The organism is Pseudomonas fluorescens (assembly GCF_041354075.1).
GTDB lineage: Bacteria > Pseudomonadota > Gammaproteobacteria > Pseudomonadales > Pseudomonadaceae > Aquipseudomonas > Aquipseudomonas fluorescens_CE.
In genome coordinates, this window is the sequence record NZ_JARZGC010000013.1 from 112970 (window position 1) to 130187 (window position 17218).

The window sequence follows — 17218 nt, forward strand, 5'->3', positions numbered from 1 at the left end:
CTCAGGTCGTTGGTTTCGCCAATGATCTCGCAGGTACATCCGTCGAACAAACGGAAAATTGGGCCGCTATCGATGAGTTTTATGAATGAATTATCGCCACCTTACGCCATCGATGTCGCTGCTGCTGGCCTTTGAAGCGGCCGCCCGCCATGAAAGCTACACCCGCGCCGCGATGGAGCTGTCCCTGACCCAGAGCGCGGTCAGCCGTCAGGTCCAGGCGCTGGAGCAGCAACTGGGGTTGACCCTGTTCCGCCGCGAAGGCCGGCAGGTGCAGTTGACCGACGTCGGGCGTCTTTACCAGCGGGAAATGAGCGAAGCGCTGGGACGCATCCGCAGCGCCACCTTGCAAGCCATGGCGTATCAGTCCGGCAGCGGCACCCTGCGCCTGGCCACCCTGCCGACGTTCGGCTCGAAGTGGTTGCTGCCGCGCCTGCATGATTTCTACACGCGTCACCCGGGCATGCTGGTGCACATCCATTCCCGCATCGACGCCATCGACTTCGAGTCCAGCGGCATCGATGCCGCGATCGTGGTCGGCTCGGCCGACTTGCCGGGCCTGATCAGCCATCGGCTGCACACCGAGGAACTGATGGTGATCATGTCCCCGCAAGCGGCGCAAACCGAAGGCACCTGGCCCCCGGAGCGCATCGGCGGGCAGACCCTGCTCAATGTCGCGACCAACGCCAACGTCTGGGGCGAGTGGTTCAGCCACCACGGCCTGCCCCATCGCATGATGCGCCTGGGGCCGAGCTTCGAACTCACCTCACACCTGATCCAGGCCGTGCGGGCGGGCATCGGCATCGGCCTGGTGCCGCGTATCCTGGTCAGCGACGAGTTGGCCAACGGCGAGCTGATCAGCCTCGACCTGCCCTTTGCCAGCCAGCGCAGCTACTACCTGGCCTACCCGCCGCGCAACGAAATGCTGCCCTCCCTGGCCGCGTTTCGTTCGTGGTTGCTGGAACAGATCTGAGTTGCAGGCTCAGCGGCCCAGGAAGGCGTAGCCGAACCCCACGACCTTGGCATCTTCGCCATAACCTCCAAGGAACGACACTCCGACCGGCAGGTTGCCCCGGATGGTGCCGGCCGGCACCGTGATCTCGGGGAACCCCGTCGCCGAGGCGATGTACGACGAGGCGTAGGTATCGCCGGCATGGCAGACGTAGCTGTCATCGGTCACGCCATGCACCACCGACGCCGGACAATTGATGGTCGCGAAAAACAGGCTGTCCACCTTGTTCCGGCGCATGATGTCTGTCAGTTGCGCACGCAACTGCGGGATCTTGCGCGTCAGGATCGAGATGTACTGAGGCGAATCGGTGCTGTCGGTTTTCGCCAGCGCTTCCAGGCCGGCCAGGCGCGCCGGGTTCATCCCGTGCGGGCCGTTCTCGGCCTGGTTTTTCCTGGCCAGCTCGAGAAACTGCGCCAGGGTGCGCGGCTGGCCTGGATCGAGAGTCGCCAGATAGCGCTCGAACTGTGGCTTGAATTCACTCTCCCCCACCGGGCCGAGCACATCGCTCCAGAGCGTCTCGAACGCCTTGGGCAGTTCGATGGCGACGACACGGGCACCGCGCTCGCCAAGGGTTTTCTGTGCCGCCTGAAACACCCTGTCCACTTCAGCATTGGCGCCCTTGAAGTTGCTGATCACGCCGATGGTCTTGCCCTTGAGCGAGGCGCCCTTGAGCGCTTGCTCGAACTGGATGGTGTCGGTGGCGATGTCCAGCGTCGCCGAATCCCGGGTGTCCGGCCCCTTGATCGCATCGAGCACGATGGCCTGATCCCGCACGCTGTTGGTGATCACGCCGCCGGTATCGAACGCCAGCGACAGCGGAATGATGCCGCTGCGGCTGATCAGCCCCAGCGAAGGTCGAAACCCTACGGTACCCGTCACGCTGGCCGGTGCGCGAATCGAGCCACTGGTGTCGGAGCCCAGCGCAAAGGGTGCGAAGGCCGCCGCCACGGAGGCGGCCGAGCCACTGCTGGAGCCGGACGCATCACGTCGGGTGTTTTTCGGGTTGAGCGTCTGGCCGCCAAACGAGCTGTAGCCAAACCAGCCAAAGGACGCGGCGAGCTCCGACAGATTGGCCTTGCCCAGCACAATGGCCTGGCCGTCGATCAGCTTCTTCACGGTGAACGCGTCCTGACTCGGCACGGAGGAGCGCAAAACGTAGGAACCGCCGGAGGTGACCATGTCAGCGGTGTCGAAATTGTCCTTCACCACAAACGGAATGCCGGCCAGCGGCGCGAATCGCGCACCGGGATTTTTCGCCCGCTCGGCATCCCACAGGCGGGCCTGCTCGATCGCCTGCTCATTGACCGTCACCAGGGCATTGATCTGCTGCCCCTGACGATTGTTCGCCTGAATGTTGTCCAGATAGTGCCTGACCAGTTGCTCGGAACTGATGTCGCCCTTGTCCAGGGCCTGACGCATATCGGCCAGGGTCATGCGATCGATGCCGTTATCGGCCTGGGCACTGGCCGCCAGCAGCAGCACCGAGCAAGCCATCCACTGTTTATTCAACTGCATAGGGTAACTCTCCGAAGAATGACAGACGAATGCAATGAGCCCGCGCCTCCCGTGGTCGGCGCGGGCCTGTAGACAGATCGGATAAAAACGGGCCGGCGCTGTCGGCCGGCCCGGTTGAACGTCAGCGCGAGGTCACTGGATCAACTTGTTCTGCTGCAGGAATTCCCTGGACACGCTTTCGATGGATTCACGGCCAACGTCGACGCGGGAATTGAGACCGGCAATGGTGTCGTCGTCCAGCTTGGAGGACAGGGCATTGAGCAGTTCGCCGACCTTGGGATTTTCCTTGAAGACTTCAGTGCGAATGACCGGCGTCAGCGCATAACTGGGAAAAAATCCCTTGTCGTCCTTGAGCACCACAAAACCAAAGGCCGGGATTCGCCCATCGGTGGACAGCACCAGGGCCACGTTCACCTGGCCGTCCCTGAGCGCCTGATAGGTCAGGCCGCCGTCCATGCGCACGACGTTCTTGCGCTCGAACTCGAACTGGTACATGTCCTGGAGAGGACGCAAGCCATCGGTGCGGGAAAAGAACTCGGCGTTGGACGCGAACTTGTAGCTCTTGCCGGCGCCAATGTTTTGCGCCAGGTCGCTGATCGAAACAATGCCCTCTTTTTCAGCCTCATCCTTGCGCATCGCAAAGGCATAGGTGTTGTTGGCCTTGGAAGGGTTCAGCCAGGTGATGCCCTTCTGCGCGTCAAGGGTGCTGATGCGCTGGTAGGTTTCGTCGGCGTTGAGCTTGTCAGTCACCTTGTTGTAGATCACCAGCGAGGTGCCGGTGTATTCCCAATACACGTCAACCTGCCCGTTTTCCTGGGCGGCGCGCAAGACGGAGGAGCCCAGGTCCGCACGCTTGTCGACGCTGTAGCCATTGGCGCGCAGCAGCTGGGAGGTCATTTCGGCCACCAGTTGTTGCTCGGTGAATTTCTTGCCGCCCACCACAATGTTGCTGTTGGCAGAAGCGCTGCCCATGAAACCCAAAACAAGACTCAGCGTAATCAACAGCCTGGCCAGGATTCGATCAGTCATCATGCACCTCGTAATTATTGATTTATGTACATTGCCCTGGGGTTCAATCGCGCCCGGCCAGCCGCAAGCCGCGCGACACCGTCAGCGTCTGGATCACGCCGCAGCCCAGATCGACGGCAATCGCCAGAATGGCGGTCGACGCCGCACCGGCCAGCATCATGCCGAAGTCGTTCAAGTCGATCCCGGTGAAGATCAATTCGCCCAGTCCTCCCCCACCGACCAGGAACGCCAACGGCGCGGTCCCGACGTTGATCGCGAGCGCCGTGCGGATCCCGGCGAAAATCACGTTCATCGCATTGGGAATTTCGACTTTCCACAGAGTTTCAGCGGGCGTCATGCCCATGGCTTCTGCCGCTTCAATCAAGTGCGGCGGTATCGACCGCAAGCCTTCATAGGTGTTGACAGCCACCGGCAGCAACGTCGCGACAAACAAGCCGATGATGGCCGCGCCGCTGCCCACGCCGATGAGGCTCATGGCCAACGCGAGCAACGCCAGCTTGGGTATCGCCTGCCCCACATTGAGGAACTGCATGCTGGCCATGGCGTAACGCTGGTTCGCCGGGCGGCTCATCCACACGCCCAACGGCAGCGCCACGATCAGCGCCAGGACTCCGCTGATGGCGACGATCTGCAGGTGCTGGACCGTCAGGTAGCTGATATCGCCCCAGTAATACTGGAGCCCCTGCCAAAATCTGCTGATCAGCTCGGACATGATCAATGCACCACCGGCGTCATGTTTTCAACGAGTCGCGCCAGGATGTCGGCCTGGTGAACATAGCCAATAAAGCGCCCGTCAGGGTCGTTGCAGATCGCCCAGTCCTGACCACGGCCCAGCAGTTGAGACAGCACCTGGCGCAGGTCATCGGTGGGTTTCACGATCAGCGGCGACTGCGTGGCGATGCCGCTGTTGCCGCCGACGATCTGCATCTGCTCCCGTGGCGCTATCTTGCTGGCGATGTCAGCGGCGCTCAGCAGGTACAGGCGCTTCATGATCCGGTCGCTGCCCATGAAGTTGGCCACGAACTCGCTCGTCGGCCGGGCCAGGAGATCGTCCGGCGTGCCGAACTGCTCGATCTTGCCGTTATGGAACAGCGCCACGCAGTCCGCCATCTTGACCGCTTCGTCGATGTCGTGGCTGACAAACAGCACCGTCTTGCCGACCTGGCGCTGGATGCGCATGAACTCGTCCTGGATCACGTCGCGGTTGATCGGGTCGATTGCACCGAACGGCTCATCCATCAACATCACGGGTGGGTCTGCGGCCAAGGCACGGGCCACACCGACGCGTTGCTGCTGACCACCGGAGAGCTCGCAGGGGTAGCGTTGCAGGAAGCGGGACGGGTCGAGTGCGACGACTTCCAGCAACTCGGCAGCGCGCTTGCGGCTTTTGGTCTTGTCCCAGCCCAGCAGGTTGGGCACCACGCAGATGTTTTCTTCCACGGTCATGTTCGGGAACAGACCGACCTGCTGGATCACGTAGCCGATGGAACGCTTGAGGGTGACGCTGTCCAGTTCGGACGTATCGCGCCCGCCGATGCGGATGGTGCCGGACGTGGGCGTGATCAGGCGGTTGATCATTTTCAGCGTTGTGGTCTTGCCGCAGCCCGAGGGCCCGAGCAGTACGCAGATCTGTCCCTCTTCAACGTTGAACGAGACATCTTCCACAGCGGTGATTGAGCCAAATTGCTTGTTGAGGTTTTCGATCTGGATCACGTCGTCGCTTCCTTCATTCGGCCATTGGCCACTTTGTTCTTGTTCAGGCCTTTTGGAGTCAGGATGCGCTGCAGGGCGTACAGCGCATAATCGGCCGCGATTGCGATGATGCTGATGATGATTGCGCCGGCCAGCAGCTGCCGGGTATCGGACTGGGCGATGCCGCGAATGATCAGGCTGCCCAGGCCACCTGCACCGATGTAGGCGGCGATGGCAGCGATGCCGATGTTGATCACGGTGGCCATCCGGACACCTGCCATGATCAGCGGCACCGCGATGGGGAGCTCAACCTTCCATAACCGTTGCCAGGTCGACATGCCCATGCCGATGGCCGCCTCGCGCAGCGCAGGATCGATGTTGGAGATCGCGGTCGTGGTGTTGCGGATGATCGGCAACTGGGAATAGAGAAACAGCGCAATGACCGCTGGCACCACGCCGATCCCGTAGCCGATCAGGGACAGGGCCGGGATCATCAGGCCGAACAGCGCCGCAGAAGGAATGGTCATCAGCACGGCGGCGAACGCCAGCACCCAACGACGCGTCCTGGGGTGCTGGGAGATCGCGATCCCTACAGGCACGCCGGTCAGGATCGCCAGGCCCACCGCCACCGCGACGATGAGCAGGTGCTGGCCGAGTAGCAGGCTGATGAGCCCGCCGTTTTCCAGAATGAAACTCAAGGTTTCCATGGTTGTAAGGCCTTCTGTACGTCATTGTTGTTTTTGTCGGCTGCGCATCTGGAAGTGGGCGCCGTTTCTGTAGGAAACATTACCGCGCTCCCACCTTGAGCCTGCGCTTCGAGTGCGACGATTTCTATCAAAAAATCGACGTCACGAAGCCTGTCAGTGCTCGGAACAATCTGAAGGAGGTGTACCGCCAAGGAAAATGTCAGGCCGCCCACCCAGCAGCCGCGCCTGGCCCACAGCCATTGGCCGGCCAAGTCATTAGCTAGCTATGTGGTTTGCCGGCGAGGACTGATTCATCGGGATTTCAAGGAACGGTCGTTCATTGTTCAACGCGTACATGAACGGGATTCAGGAGTGCGCATCATCAAATTTCCGCCGCTCCTCTCCCGGCGTGCACCCCCAGACCCGACGGTAGGCGGCGCCCAGGTGAGAGGCCGAGACAAACCCGCAGCTGTAGGCAATGGACGCAATGGGTTGGGTGCTTTCACGCAGCAGACGCCGCGCTTCGTTGAGCCGCAGTTCCAGGTAGAACCGCTTGGGCGTCATGCCGAAGTGCTGGTGCCAAAGGCGCTCCAGCTGACGATGGGACAGATTGCAGCGGTCGGCGATTTCCTCGATGCCGACAATGTTCTCCAGGTTGTTCTCCATGAAGGCAATTGCGGCCGTTAGGCGTTTGTCATGAATACCGAACCGCCACTGGATCGACATCCGCTGATGTTCTTCCGGCGCCCTGATCCGCGCATGGAGGAACTGTTCGGCAATGCTGGCAGCCAGCGGATTGCCGAAATCGAGGGCGATCTGCGCCAGCATCAGGTCGATGGCCGCCGTGCCGCCGGCACAGGTCCAACGATTTTCATGGTTGACGTACAGCTCGCGGGTCACCTCGATCGTGGGAAATTCTTCCGAGAATTGACCGATGGACTCCCAGTGCAGCGTGCAACGCTTGCCTTCCAGCAACCCGGCACGGGCCAGGATAAACGTGCCGGTGCTCAGCGCCCCGACGGTTTTCCCGCGTGCCGCCGCGCGCTGCAGAAAGCGCAGCATCTTCGGCGGTTTCTGGTGTTCGATGTCCAGGCTTGCCAACACGAACACCCGATCAAAATCGGGGGCGTCATCAATTGGCAGGGTCTGGATCTCGAACCCGCTGCTGGAGCTGACAGGCCCGCCCGATTCGGTGAGAACGGTCCATTCGTACAGCGTTTTGCCGGACAGGCGATTGGCCGCGCGCAAGGGCTCGCTGGCACCGGCCAGGGCCATCATCGAAAACTGGGGAAGAATGAGCAGACCGATGCGCTTGGTGGTCTGGCTGTTCACGGAGGGTGCAGGTTCACTGGGGCCGGTCATCGCCAGATCCTTGTCATGGAACAGCCATGTTAGGGCCTGGGCCGGCTTTGAGCCAGATGAACGAAACAAAGGCGCGAGCCGTGCGAGACCTCATTGCGAGGCCTCACAGGTTTTCTGCGCAGAAATCAGCTGCGGGCGCGGATCGCTTCGTCGATGCTCTGGATGATCGTCGCGAACACCGGGCTGTCGACCTGGTTCTGCTGACCATGTTGCATGTTGGCGATGATCAGCGCGCTCGGGCCTGCGTCGCCCGGGTACTGGCGGTGCAGATGCTCGGACTCGGACGGCATGTGCAGGGTGTTGTCGGCGCCGTGGATAATCAGCGCAGGCGGGAACCCGCTCGCCCCTTCGATGGCCTGGGCCGGGTCATACGCCACGTAGGACTTGTACGACTTGGCCGTCACGTGGGTGCAGCCCGGCCACCGGTCGGCGCCCCCGGCTTCGGTGTAACCTCCCAGTTGCTGGTCGACATAGGCCTGTGTGTCCGGGTCCAGCGGGTAGTAACCCACCCGGGTCGCTGCGGTGCCGGTGTCGAATGGCGGGATCGCCGCGTCGTCGGCCAGTTGCAGGATCGCTGCATCCGCCGCCGCCTGGTCGGCACGCAGGCCCTGCAGCTTGCGAATATTGGTGTAGCTCATCGGCACCCAGAAACGGATCTGCTCGCCACCGGCCGCCGCCAGCTCAGCCACGGCACCGAGGCTTGCCACCGAACCCATGGCCCAGGACGCCACCACCGGCATCTGACCAAAATGATCACGCGCCCATTGCACGGCACCGAGCACTTCGTCTTTCTGGTCTTCAAGCGACACATTGGTAATCAGCTGGTCACCAGACTTGATCGTGTTGCGGATGTGTTTGTTGGTGAAAAAGCCCGCCACGTCGTAGGTCATGACGCGATAACCGCGAGCGGCCAGGGCACGTCCGAACAGTTGACCGTACATCGACACCCCACCGGTGAAACCGGAGTTGAAGACCACCGGCGGCAGCGAAGCGTCGACGTCTTGCGGACTGAATACCGTCCCTTTCAAGTTCAGGGTCTGGTCCGCGTACTTCACGGCGAAGTCGATTTCTTTTGTAGTAATGTTTGTCATCGCTTGATATCTCGAAGTTAAAGCGTGGGCGTAGATCAACTAACCAGTTGGCCAAAGGCTCCGCGAAGAAGTTGGTCAACCGGCATTCGGGTTTCACTGGAAACATGACGTGCAACAGCATCAACAAAACTGAAAGTCTTGTTTGAATCGAATTGACTGGCATACGGCGAACCGTTGTTATCGGTCCCCACATGAGGTGCGTCGGTGGCTTCCAGAAGCACTTTCCCGGCACCGACGGCCAGCACGATCTGCAGGACGAAACGCGCGGTTTCCTCGGGTTGCGCCGAGGTGCGATAGCCCGGCCCCTTGAACCACACGTTGCCGCGTCTTTTCGCTTCGGCGAGCAATGCAACGTACGCCGCTTCGGCCGGTCCGCGTTCGGCGTGGCAACTGCCCAGGTGATCGATGACCACCCGCACGTCGTCCGGGACCTGGCGCAAGACGCGCAGGTTGGTCTCGGCTTCCTTGGCATAGAGGTGCAGATGCTGATGCGGCTGCAAGCGGCCATACAGCGCCAACCACTGCTCGCCGCTGAAGTCATCGGGGGTGACCGTTTCAGGCCGGGCATCGTGCAGAACGATTCGGGCACCGATGACCTGGGGATGCGAAAGCCGTTCCAGGGTGGCGTAAACAGGGTCCGCCTTGATCGTCCCCACCAACTTCACGTTGCCATAGCGCAGAGGATTGGCGGCCTGAAGTTGTTTGAGCTCGTTAAAGGAAGCAAACACATTTTCCGAATCCGGCAGAATACTCAGATGGACATTGTTAATGACCGTCGGAGCAATACCGGCATCGATGAGTTTATCCAGATAAGCCGTCAGTGGATGCGGTGCAGGTAAGTCATAGGGCAGCAAACCCGCCACCCGATGAAGATCATCCGAAGTGTAAAAGTGGACGTGGCTATCAATTCTTTCAGTCGAAGGCAGCATGATGATTGTTTCCCGCTTTTGTGGGAAAACAATAATCGTCGTCAGCGCTTGGTGGCTCTCGCCGACTCGACGTCTAGTATCAAAATCTCGCCATGTGCGTCGCTTGGGTGATGGCGTGCGGAATTTACGCTGTCGCTGAACGGGTCAGGCAGGGAACCCTGCCTGACCGTTGGCCGACGTCAGCGGACTCAAAAATCCACCGTCGCCGACAGTTGCAGCGTACGTGGATACCCTTGGGAAAACGCCCCATACGAGGCAACACCTGACCAATACTCACGGTCAAAGACGTTCTGCACGGTGGCGCGGAAGGTCGTTGGGCGACCGTCGATCTTGGTGGCGTAGCGGGCGCCGGCATCGATGCGGGTCCAGGCGTCCAGTTCCTGGGTGTTGGCCTGGTTGACGTACTGGCTGTCGGTGTAGATCGCGCCACCCGTGAGGGTGAAGCCTTCCAGCCAAGGGGTGTCGTACTCGGCCCAGAGGTTGGCCTGGATGTCGGGGACGCCGACCGGTTTATTGCCACGGTTGGCGGCGGTGGCCGAGTCCGTCAGCTCGCCGTCGAGGAAGGTCACGCCGCCCATCAGGCGCGTGCCCTTGGCGACTTCGCCGAATACGCTGAGTTCGACACCACGGTTGCGCTGCTCGGCCTGCACCGAGAACACATTGCCGGCGCCGATCTCGCCGCTGGGTTTTTCAATCTGGAACAAGGCCAGGGTGGTCATGAACGTGCCGTGTTCATACTTGACGCCGATCTCGTGCTGCTTGGACTCGTACGGCGCGAAGGTTTCGCCGGCGTTGGCCGCCGTGCCCGGCGCGATGTCGCCTTTGCTCAAGCCCTCGACATAGTTGTAGTAGAGCGAAACGTCTTCCCAGGGTTTGACCACCACGCCGACCAAGGGGGTCGTGGCACTGTCGTCATAACGGGAACTGACCGAGCCATTCGCCGCATAGTTGCGCGATTCGATGTCCTGGCGGCGCACGCCCAGGGTCAGCTGGAGGCGATCATCGAGCATGCCCAGGGTGTCGGTGAGCGCCACGCCGCTGAGCTCCGATTCGGAAATGCGCAACACCTTGGGCGCGGCGAGGTATTGCTTGGGCACATCCACCGGGTGGTAGATATTGGACCGGATGTCCGTGCCGTTGGTGATGCCCCGGGACAGTTCATCCTGATAACGGGTCGCCATCAGCGTGGTGGTATGGGTCACCGGCCCGGTGGCGAACAGCGCGCGCAGGCCGACATCGGCGGTCGAGCGGTCGACGTTGAATTTGTAGTAACCCGGGAGGTTGCTGGTGTCGCCCGCGTCGTTGAGGAGGCGCGGCACCTGGTCGGACAACCGCTTCACATCCGACTTGCCACCACCGGCGTGGGCGAATACGGTCAGGGAATCGTTGAGGTCATACTCGCCGCCGAGCAAGGCCGACTGCTCCTTGGTGTCGGACCAGCCCCAGTCCTGGGAAACGTTTGTGCGACCGTTGGCGGCGGAAGGCACCTCGACCCCCGGCGCAATGGTGAACGGGCGCGACGCGCCCTCGAAGTTTTCCTTCTGGCTGATGAAATCGAGGTTCAGGCGCAGGCGCTCACCTTGGTAATCCAGGGCAATGGCGCCGATATCCACCGTGCGATTCTGATCGTCCACGGCGGTATCGCCACCCTGCAGACTGCCATTGAAGCGCACGCCAAACTGGTTCTCGCTGCCAAACCGGCGACTGATGTCCAGATGGCCGCCGACCTGGGAATCGGACTGGTAGCTGGCGGTGAAGCGGGTCAGGTCTTCGGCCAGGGGCCGTTTGGGCACGATGTTGATCACGCCGCCGACACCGCTGTTGGGCGAGAGGCCGTACATCAGGGCACCCGGCCCCTTGAGCACTTCGACACGCTCGGTGTATTCGGTGAAGGCCCGGTAGTTGGGGGCCACGCCATACACGCCGTCGTAGGCCAGTTCGCCGAGGTTGCCTTCACCGATGGCAAAACCACGGATGAAAAACGAGTCGACGATGCCGCCGGTTTGCCCGGTGGAACGCACCGAAGGATCACGCTGCAGGGCATCGGCCACGGTCACCGTCTGCAGGTCGGCCATGGTTTTGGCGGTGTAGCTGGTCACGCTGAAGGGTGTGTCCATCACATCCTTGTTGCCCAGCATGCCCAGTCGCGCACCACGGGCCACCTGACCTCCGGCGAACTCCGCCGGCAACGCGGTCGGCCCGGCGTATCGGGCGTTGATGTTGGTGGTGTCCAGAGTCAGGTTCGGTGTGCCGGTCGAGGCACCCGCCGAATGATCTTCAGCCTTCTGCGTTTGCTCGGGGGTAGCAGCCCAGGCGCTGGTGGCCCCAGCCACCAGTACAACATTCAGCATGGCGGTGCGGATGGCGAGTGTTAATGCGCGCTCACCGCAAGGTCGACTGGCAACAGGCATGACGAGAGGTTCCTTGAACGTGGGAAATGGGAATCACTCCTGATGCCAGCCATCAGCGAAAAAAGTATCACCCTCCTTTTGATTTTTTTCAGTCGCGTGTTTCCGGTTGCGGCATTCGCCGCAGCCGGGTCAAATGCACGCCGTTCGGCCGGCGGATGTCATGCTCCCTGGCGGCTGCGCGCCTCCATTCGACTACCGAGGTTGTCCCATGCCCCACGCAGGCGCCCTTCCGGGATCGAGCGTCAGAGTCCTGATTTATCTGCTGTTCGCGATCCAGTTGATCTCCATGGGCGCGATGGAAATGAGCGGGCCGTTCTGGCCGGTGCACCTGCGTGGGCTGACGGACTCGGCGTCGTTTTTCAGCTTCGCCAGCATCGCCGTGTACGTCGGACCGATGCTGGGCATCCTGCTGACCAGTGCCTTCTGGGGGCGCATCGGTGATCGATACGGCCACAAGCTGATGATGATCCGCGCCCTCGCCGGCCTGTCCCTGACCCAGCTCGGTCTGGCCTTTGCCAGCGACATCTGGGTGATCCTGGTGCTGCGTTTTCTGCAAGGCGCCTTTGCCGGCTACATCGCGCCAGCCCAGGCCTATGGCGTCAGCATCGAGGCACCGAGCCGGCGGGCGCGGCTGTTTGCGATCCTGCAAATATCGACCAACGTCGGCTCCTTGCTGGGCGCAGTCGTCGGCGGCCTGATACTCGATTACGCGACCTTCTTCTGGATCAACCTCAGCGCTTCGGCGTTGTGCGCCCTCTGCACGGTCATCGCTGCGCTGACATTGCCGGACGTTGCGCCGGTGAAGAAAACCGCATCAGTGACTTCCGATGCTGCAGCGCAGGACTTGGCTAGGGCCTGGCGCCATTCACCGCTGCTGCCGCTGCTGCTGGTCATGGGACTTCTGCTGCTGGCGCGGATGCTGCCCCAGACCTCGTTCGCGCTGTACGTGAGCTCGACCTTCGCGGCCAGCCACTCGCTGGTCGGCCTGTGTTACGGCTTGCTGGCACTGGGTTTCATCCTCTGCGCCACCACCTGGTCGCGTTACTTCGAGCACCGCACTGTGCAGGAGGCGCTGCTGCGCATCCGCTACGTCGTGATCGCGTGCATCGCCCTGACCGCCCTGGCCGGCGTGACCCGCCACGCCGGTGTTTTTGTCATGGCCTATTTCGTCTGGGGCATGCTGCTGGGCGCGACGACGCCGGTGCTGACGGCCCTGATCTCGAAAACCGCCGATGGCTCGCAACAGGGCTACGTGCTGGGCATAGCCCAGAGCACTTCGCAGTTCGCCTCGATTGCCGGCATCTGCATCGGCGGCGTGCTCAGTCAGGTCTACGGCTTGCAGTACACCTACCTGTTCGTCTGCCTGGCGTACGCGATGGCGTTGCTGCCGATGATCGCAGTGCGTCACTTCTCCCCGCCTGCGGGCGGCCGATGATGGCACTTGCTTTCCCGGCATCGAGTCATCTAGCATTGGGAATACTTCTCAATTACAAGTCAGCCTGCGGCCATGAGCGAAACCCTTCCCGCGAACCACTCCCACCTGCGCGCGATTGAAGCCCTGTACAGCGGTCATCACGGCTGGCTGTACGGGATGCTCAAACGCAAGCTGGGCAACGCCATGGATGCCGCAGACCTGGCGCAGGACACCTTCACCCGCATCCTTGCCTCGCAGGTGACGGTGATCGAGCAGCCACGGGCCTACCTGAGCTGCGTGGCCAAGGGCATCCTGGTCAACTGGTACCAGCGCAAGGCCCTGGAACGCGCCTACCTTGACGCCCTCGCCCTCCTGCCGCTGCAAGAGGTACCGTCACCCGAAGCGCATTTCGTGGTGCTGGAGACCCTGCACGAAATCGACGCGATGCTCGATGCCCTGCCGCCCCTGGTCAAGCGCGCGTTTCTGCTATCGCAGATCAACGGCCTCAAGTACCAGGACATCGCCGACCAACTGGACGTGTCGCTGATCACGGTCAAGCGCTACATGAAACAGGCATTCGTCCAGTGCCTGATGCTGGTGGAATGAATGCTCTCCCTGCGCAAGGAACCGCCGCTGGCCGCCGAAGTGCTCGAAGAAGCCGCCGAGTGGCTGATGCGCCTGAGCGAAAACGACCTGAGTGACCACGAGCGGGCCGAATGGGAACTGTGGAAGGTCAGCAGCCCCGAGCGTGGTCGCGCCTGGGCTCGCGCGCAACTGTTGCAGAGCAAGCTGGGGGGCTTGCCGCCGTCCCTGGCGATGTCGGCGCTGGACCGCCCGAACAGTCCCGAACGGCGAGCAGCACTGGGCAAACTGGCGTTGCTGCTGGCATTGATGCCGGCGGGCTGGGGCAGCTGGAAACTGGCGCAGTCGCAACAATGGTCGGCGGACTATCGCACCGCCGTCGGCGAGCGGCGGGAACTGACCCTGGCCGACGGCTCGCGCATCACCCTGAACACCGACAGCGCCGTCGATGTGCTGTTCGACAGCCAGCAGCGGCTGATCCGCCTGCGCGAGGGCGAGATACTGGTGCAGACCGCCGCAGACAACTTTCCCCTGTCCCGGCCCTTCCTGGTCAGTACCCGCCAGGGCCACATGCAGGCGTTGGGCACGCGCTTCATCGTCCGCGAACTGAGCCCGCTCACTCACCTGGCCGTGCTGGTAGGCGCGGTGAAAGTGGTGCTGGCCGAGAACAGCCAAACCGCACCGCTGATCGTCAACGCCGGGCAAAGCACCGAGTTCTCCGCCCAGTCCTATGGTTCGCTGACCCAGGCGAATCCCCATGCCGGCGCCTGGACCCAGGGCATGCTCATGGCGGACAAGATGCGCCTGGCGGACTTCGTCGCTGAACTGGCCCGCTATCGTCGGGGCTTTGTGCGCTGCGACCCGGCGATTGCCGACCTGCGGATCTCCGGCGCCTTTCCGATCAGTGATACCCAGCGCACCTTGAACATGCTGGTACAGACCTACCCGGTGCTGGCCACCGGTCACCTCAGCGGCTATTGGGTCACCTTGTCCCCCGCCTGAAGCCCACTGAAAAAATACCTGCCGGCCGCTGATACTTTTCCGGATCTCGGCTGGCAATGAAAGAAACCCCATTCCCTTTCGCCCCTAGAGTCGCCCATTCATGCCTGTCATTCGCCACGTGCTGCTCAGCCTGACCCTGATCAGCGCTGCCTGCCCGCCGGCTCTGGCAGCCGTGCCGGGGCAACTGGATTCAGTCGTGGTCCATGCCTACAACATCGCTCCCGGACCGCTCGGCGCCACGCTGTCGAGCTTCGCCGTGGACGCCGGGATCGCCCTGTCGTTCGAGCCGTCCCTCACCGAAGGGCTGATGAGCCCAGGATTGACCGGGACCTGTTCGACCCGGGAGGCTGTCACGCGCCTGTTGGCCGGCAGTGGCCTGGACATGGTCCTGCGCACCGACGGCAGTTACACGCTGGTGGCACGCCGGATCACCCTGGACCCGACGACGGTCGATGGCCTCGATCAACGCAGCGACAGCCTGCCGCCGGTGTATGCCGGCGGCCAGGTGGCTGTCGGTGGGCGCCTCGGACTGTTGGGCAACACCGATGTGATGGATGCGCCGTTCAGCATCAGCACCTACACCGCCGCGCTGATCAAGGATCAACAGGCGACAACCGTGGGCGACCTGCTGGAGCGCGACTCCTCGGTGCGCTCCACCGGGCAGACCGGCGGCATCGTCGATTCGTTTTTCATCCGGGGTTTTCCGGTCGGTGAAGGCAATCTCGGCGAACTGGCCTTCGACGGCGTGTACGGCGTAGCGTCGAACTACCGGGTGTTCACCGAATACGCCGAGCGCATCGAAGTGGTCAAGGGCCCGGGCGCGCTGTTGTACGGCATGTCGCCGAACAATGCCGTGGGTGGTGTGATCAACGTCGTCCCCAAGCGCTCCCTGGACGAAGACCTGACCCGGTTTACCGCCAGTTACGCCCAGGACGCACAGCTTGGCGGCCACCTGGACCTCAGTCGGCGCTTCGGTGAAGAACGCCGCTTCGGTGTGCGCCTCAACGGCAGCGTGCAGCAAGGCGACACCGTGATCGACGATCAATCCCGGGAAGTCGGCGTTGGTGCGTTGTCCCTGGATTACCAGGGAGAGCGCCTGCGCACGACCCTGGACCTGGTCAGCCAGGAGGAAACGTTCGACGCCGCCTCCCGGCCCTTCCTGATCGCACCGGGCGTGGACATTCCGTCTGCCGCCAATGGCCGCACCAACGTCAGTCAGGATTGGGGCTGGTCCCGGACCCGCGACAAGTCGGCATTGCTCAGCGGCGAATACGACCTCACCGACAACCTGACCCTGTTCGCCCACGCCGGCGGCGGAAAATCGTCGGTTTCACGCCTGTCCGACCAGACACCGACCATCGTCAACGCCGCCGGCGACACCTCGTCGATCCCCGGTTACTACAAATTCGAAGTCCAGCGCTACACGGTGGATGCCGGTGCCCGCTGGCGCTTCGACACGGGGCCGATCAGCCACAGCACCGCCGTGCAAGTGACCCGTTACCGCGATGAGCTGTCGCGCGGCATCCTCTCCGGGCCAGCGGTGCTGTCGAATATCTACCACCCCGTCGACCGCCCCAAACCGTCCATTGCCGAACCTGCAACGCCAAAAGTGTCCGCCACCGAGCTGTCCGGCATCGCCCTGGCCGACACCCTGTCGATGTTCGACCAGCGCCTGCAACTGACCTTGGGCCTGCGCCAGCAGAACATCCAGTCCAGCAACTACAACGCGGCCGGCGCGGTGACCGCTTCCTACGACGATGGCAAGACCACGCCGCTCTACGGCGTGGTCTTCAAGCCTTGGGACCATGTGTCGTTCTACTACAACTACATCGAAGGGCTGAGCAAGGGCGACGTCGCGCCCAGCACCGCCACCAATGCCGGCCAGGTCTTCGCGCCCTATGTGTCCCGGCAACAGGAGGTCGGGGTCAAGTTCGACCACGGCAGCTTCCTGTCGACCCTCGCCCTGTTTCAGATCAGCAAGCCCAGCGGCGAATTGTCATCGGGGGTGTTTGCGGTCCAGGGCGAACAGCGCAACCGGGGCCTGGAGTTGAGCATGTCCGGGGAAGTCGCCCAGCGCACGCGTCTGCTCGGTGGCGTCACGCTGCTGGACGCGCAACTGACCAAAACCGGTGTCGCCGCCAATCGTGGCAACACGCCCGTGGGCGTACCCGAGGTTCAAGCCAATCTCTGGGCCGAGTGGGACACGCCGTCGGTCGAGGGGCTGACGCTGACCAGCGGCGCGATCTTTACCGGCCGCCAGTACGTCAACCAGGCCAACACCCAGCAACTGGATGACTGGACCCGCTTCGACGTCGGCGCCCGGTACACCACGCACATTGCGCAACGACCCACCACGTTTCGCGCCACGGTGCAGAACGTGTTCGACCGCGAGTACTGGTCGGGAGTCGCCTCCTATGGGGCGTTCTCCCAGGGCTCGCCACGCACCCTTCTCCTGTCGGCCACGGTCGATTTCTGACACATGCAAAGGCCTTGATC

General features: G+C 62.4%; 14 protein-coding genes. 5 read left to right on the forward strand and 9 right to left on the reverse strand.

Annotated elements, in window-relative coordinates; translation table 11 throughout:
- Window positions 1-85 precede the first annotated feature (85 nt).
- The gene (locus tag QIW53_RS17840) at window positions 86-970 is read left to right on the forward strand and encodes a LysR substrate-binding domain-containing protein (RefSeq protein WP_371050921.1); all 885 of its coding nucleotides are present in this window, start codon (window positions 86-88) and stop codon (window positions 968-970) included.
- 9 nt (window positions 971-979) lie between these two features.
- Here the strand turns inward: QIW53_RS17840 and QIW53_RS17845 are convergent, their stop codons facing one another.
- The 9 genes from QIW53_RS17845 to QIW53_RS17885 all read right to left on the reverse strand — a co-directional run bounded on the left by QIW53_RS17845 (window position 980) and on the right by QIW53_RS17885 (window position 11724).
- Complete coding sequence (locus QIW53_RS17845; protein WP_371050922.1) at window positions 980-2524, reverse strand: amidase family protein; 1545 nt, start codon at window positions 2522-2524, stop codon at window positions 980-982.
- A gap of 132 nt (window positions 2525-2656) precedes the next feature.
- Entirely contained in the window at window positions 2657-3553 is an 897-nt protein-coding gene (locus QIW53_RS17850) for a glycine betaine ABC transporter substrate-binding protein (protein ID WP_371050923.1), read from the reverse strand.
- Between the two features lie 43 nt (window positions 3554-3596).
- On the reverse strand, window positions 3597-4265 hold the full coding sequence (locus QIW53_RS17855; protein WP_371050925.1) for an ABC transporter permease: 669 nt from the start codon (window positions 4263-4265) through the stop codon (window positions 3597-3599).
- 2 nt (window positions 4266-4267) lie between these two features.
- The gene (locus tag QIW53_RS17860) at window positions 4268-5266 is read right to left on the reverse strand and encodes an ABC transporter ATP-binding protein (protein ID WP_371050926.1); all 999 of its coding nucleotides are present in this window, start codon (window positions 5264-5266) and stop codon (window positions 4268-4270) included.
- Window positions 5263-5952 (reverse strand): ABC transporter permease, encoded by a 690-nt coding sequence (locus tag QIW53_RS17865; RefSeq protein WP_371050927.1) that lies wholly within the window; start codon window positions 5950-5952, stop codon window positions 5263-5265. The genes QIW53_RS17860 and QIW53_RS17865 overlap by 4 nt, the downstream gene beginning before the upstream one ends.
- Before the next feature lie 345 nt (window positions 5953-6297).
- A complete protein-coding gene (locus QIW53_RS17870) occupies window positions 6298-7293 on the reverse strand; it encodes a GlxA family transcriptional regulator (RefSeq protein ID WP_371050928.1) in 996 nt (331 codons plus the stop codon).
- Between the two features lie 125 nt (window positions 7294-7418).
- Entirely contained in the window at window positions 7419-8384 is a 966-nt protein-coding gene (locus QIW53_RS17875) for an alpha/beta hydrolase (protein ID WP_371050930.1), read from the reverse strand.
- Between the two features lie 35 nt (window positions 8385-8419).
- Window positions 8420-9313 (reverse strand): amidohydrolase family protein, encoded by an 894-nt coding sequence (locus tag QIW53_RS17880; RefSeq protein ID WP_371050932.1) that lies wholly within the window; start codon window positions 9311-9313, stop codon window positions 8420-8422.
- 188 nt (window positions 9314-9501) lie between these two features.
- The gene (locus QIW53_RS17885; RefSeq protein WP_371050933.1) at window positions 9502-11724 is read right to left on the reverse strand and encodes a TonB-dependent receptor; all 2223 of its coding nucleotides are present in this window, start codon (window positions 11722-11724) and stop codon (window positions 9502-9504) included.
- A gap of 208 nt (window positions 11725-11932) precedes the next feature.
- On the opposite strand from QIW53_RS17885, the gene QIW53_RS17890 reads away from it, so the two are divergent.
- From QIW53_RS17890 to QIW53_RS17905, 4 genes are all read left to right on the forward strand, one after another.
- The gene (locus QIW53_RS17890) at window positions 11933-13159 is read left to right on the forward strand and encodes an MFS transporter (RefSeq protein WP_371050934.1); all 1227 of its coding nucleotides are present in this window, start codon (window positions 11933-11935) and stop codon (window positions 13157-13159) included.
- Window positions 13160-13231: 72 nt separating this feature from the next.
- Window positions 13232-13744, forward strand: a complete 513-nt coding sequence (locus QIW53_RS17895) for a sigma-70 family RNA polymerase sigma factor (RefSeq protein ID WP_371050935.1) — start codon at window positions 13232-13234, stop codon at window positions 13742-13744.
- Window positions 13745-14722: a FecR domain-containing protein gene (locus QIW53_RS17900; RefSeq protein WP_371050936.1), complete on the forward strand. Its 978-nt coding sequence runs from the start codon at window positions 13745-13747 to the stop codon at window positions 14720-14722. It begins immediately after the preceding gene.
- A gap of 100 nt (window positions 14723-14822) precedes the next feature.
- Window positions 14823-17198, forward strand: a complete 2376-nt coding sequence (locus tag QIW53_RS17905; RefSeq protein ID WP_371050937.1) for a TonB-dependent siderophore receptor — start codon at window positions 14823-14825, stop codon at window positions 17196-17198.
- Window positions 17199-17218 lie beyond the last annotated feature (20 nt).

Bases quoted from the DNA above. Each gene is read 5' to 3' on its own strand.
- QIW53_RS17900 (WP_371050936.1), top strand. From the start codon at position 13,745: ATGCTCTCCCTGCGCAAGGAACCGCCGCTGGCCGCCGAAGTGCTCGAA.
- QIW53_RS17850 (WP_371050923.1), bottom strand. From the start codon at position 3,553: ATGACTGATCGAATCCTGGCCAGGCTGTTGATTACGCTGAGTCTTGTT.
- QIW53_RS17890 (WP_371050934.1), top strand. From the start codon at position 11,933: ATGCCCCACGCAGGCGCCCTTCCGGGATCGAGCGTCAGAGTCCTGATT.
- QIW53_RS17870 (WP_371050928.1), bottom strand. From the start codon at position 7,293: ATGACCGGCCCCAGTGAACCTGCACCCTCCGTGAACAGCCAGACCACC.
- QIW53_RS17905 (WP_371050937.1), top strand. From the start codon at position 14,823: ATGCCTGTCATTCGCCACGTGCTGCTCAGCCTGACCCTGATCAGCGCT.
- QIW53_RS17840 (WP_371050921.1), top strand. From the start codon at position 86: ATGAATTATCGCCACCTTACGCCATCGATGTCGCTGCTGCTGGCCTTT.
- QIW53_RS17880 (WP_371050932.1), bottom strand. From the start codon at position 9,313: ATGCTGCCTTCGACTGAAAGAATTGATAGCCACGTCCACTTTTACACT.
- QIW53_RS17875 (WP_371050930.1), bottom strand. From the start codon at position 8,384: ATGACAAACATTACTACAAAAGAAATCGACTTCGCCGTGAAGTACGCG.
- QIW53_RS17855 (WP_371050925.1), bottom strand. From the start codon at position 4,265: ATGTCCGAGCTGATCAGCAGATTTTGGCAGGGGCTCCAGTATTACTGG.
- QIW53_RS17845 (WP_371050922.1), bottom strand. From the start codon at position 2,524: ATGCAGTTGAATAAACAGTGGATGGCTTGCTCGGTGCTGCTGCTGGCG.
- QIW53_RS17885 (WP_371050933.1), bottom strand. From the start codon at position 11,724: ATGCCTGTTGCCAGTCGACCTTGCGGTGAGCGCGCATTAACACTCGCC.
- QIW53_RS17895 (WP_371050935.1), top strand. From the start codon at position 13,232: ATGAGCGAAACCCTTCCCGCGAACCACTCCCACCTGCGCGCGATTGAA.
- QIW53_RS17865 (WP_371050927.1), bottom strand. From the start codon at position 5,952: ATGGAAACCTTGAGTTTCATTCTGGAAAACGGCGGGCTCATCAGCCTG.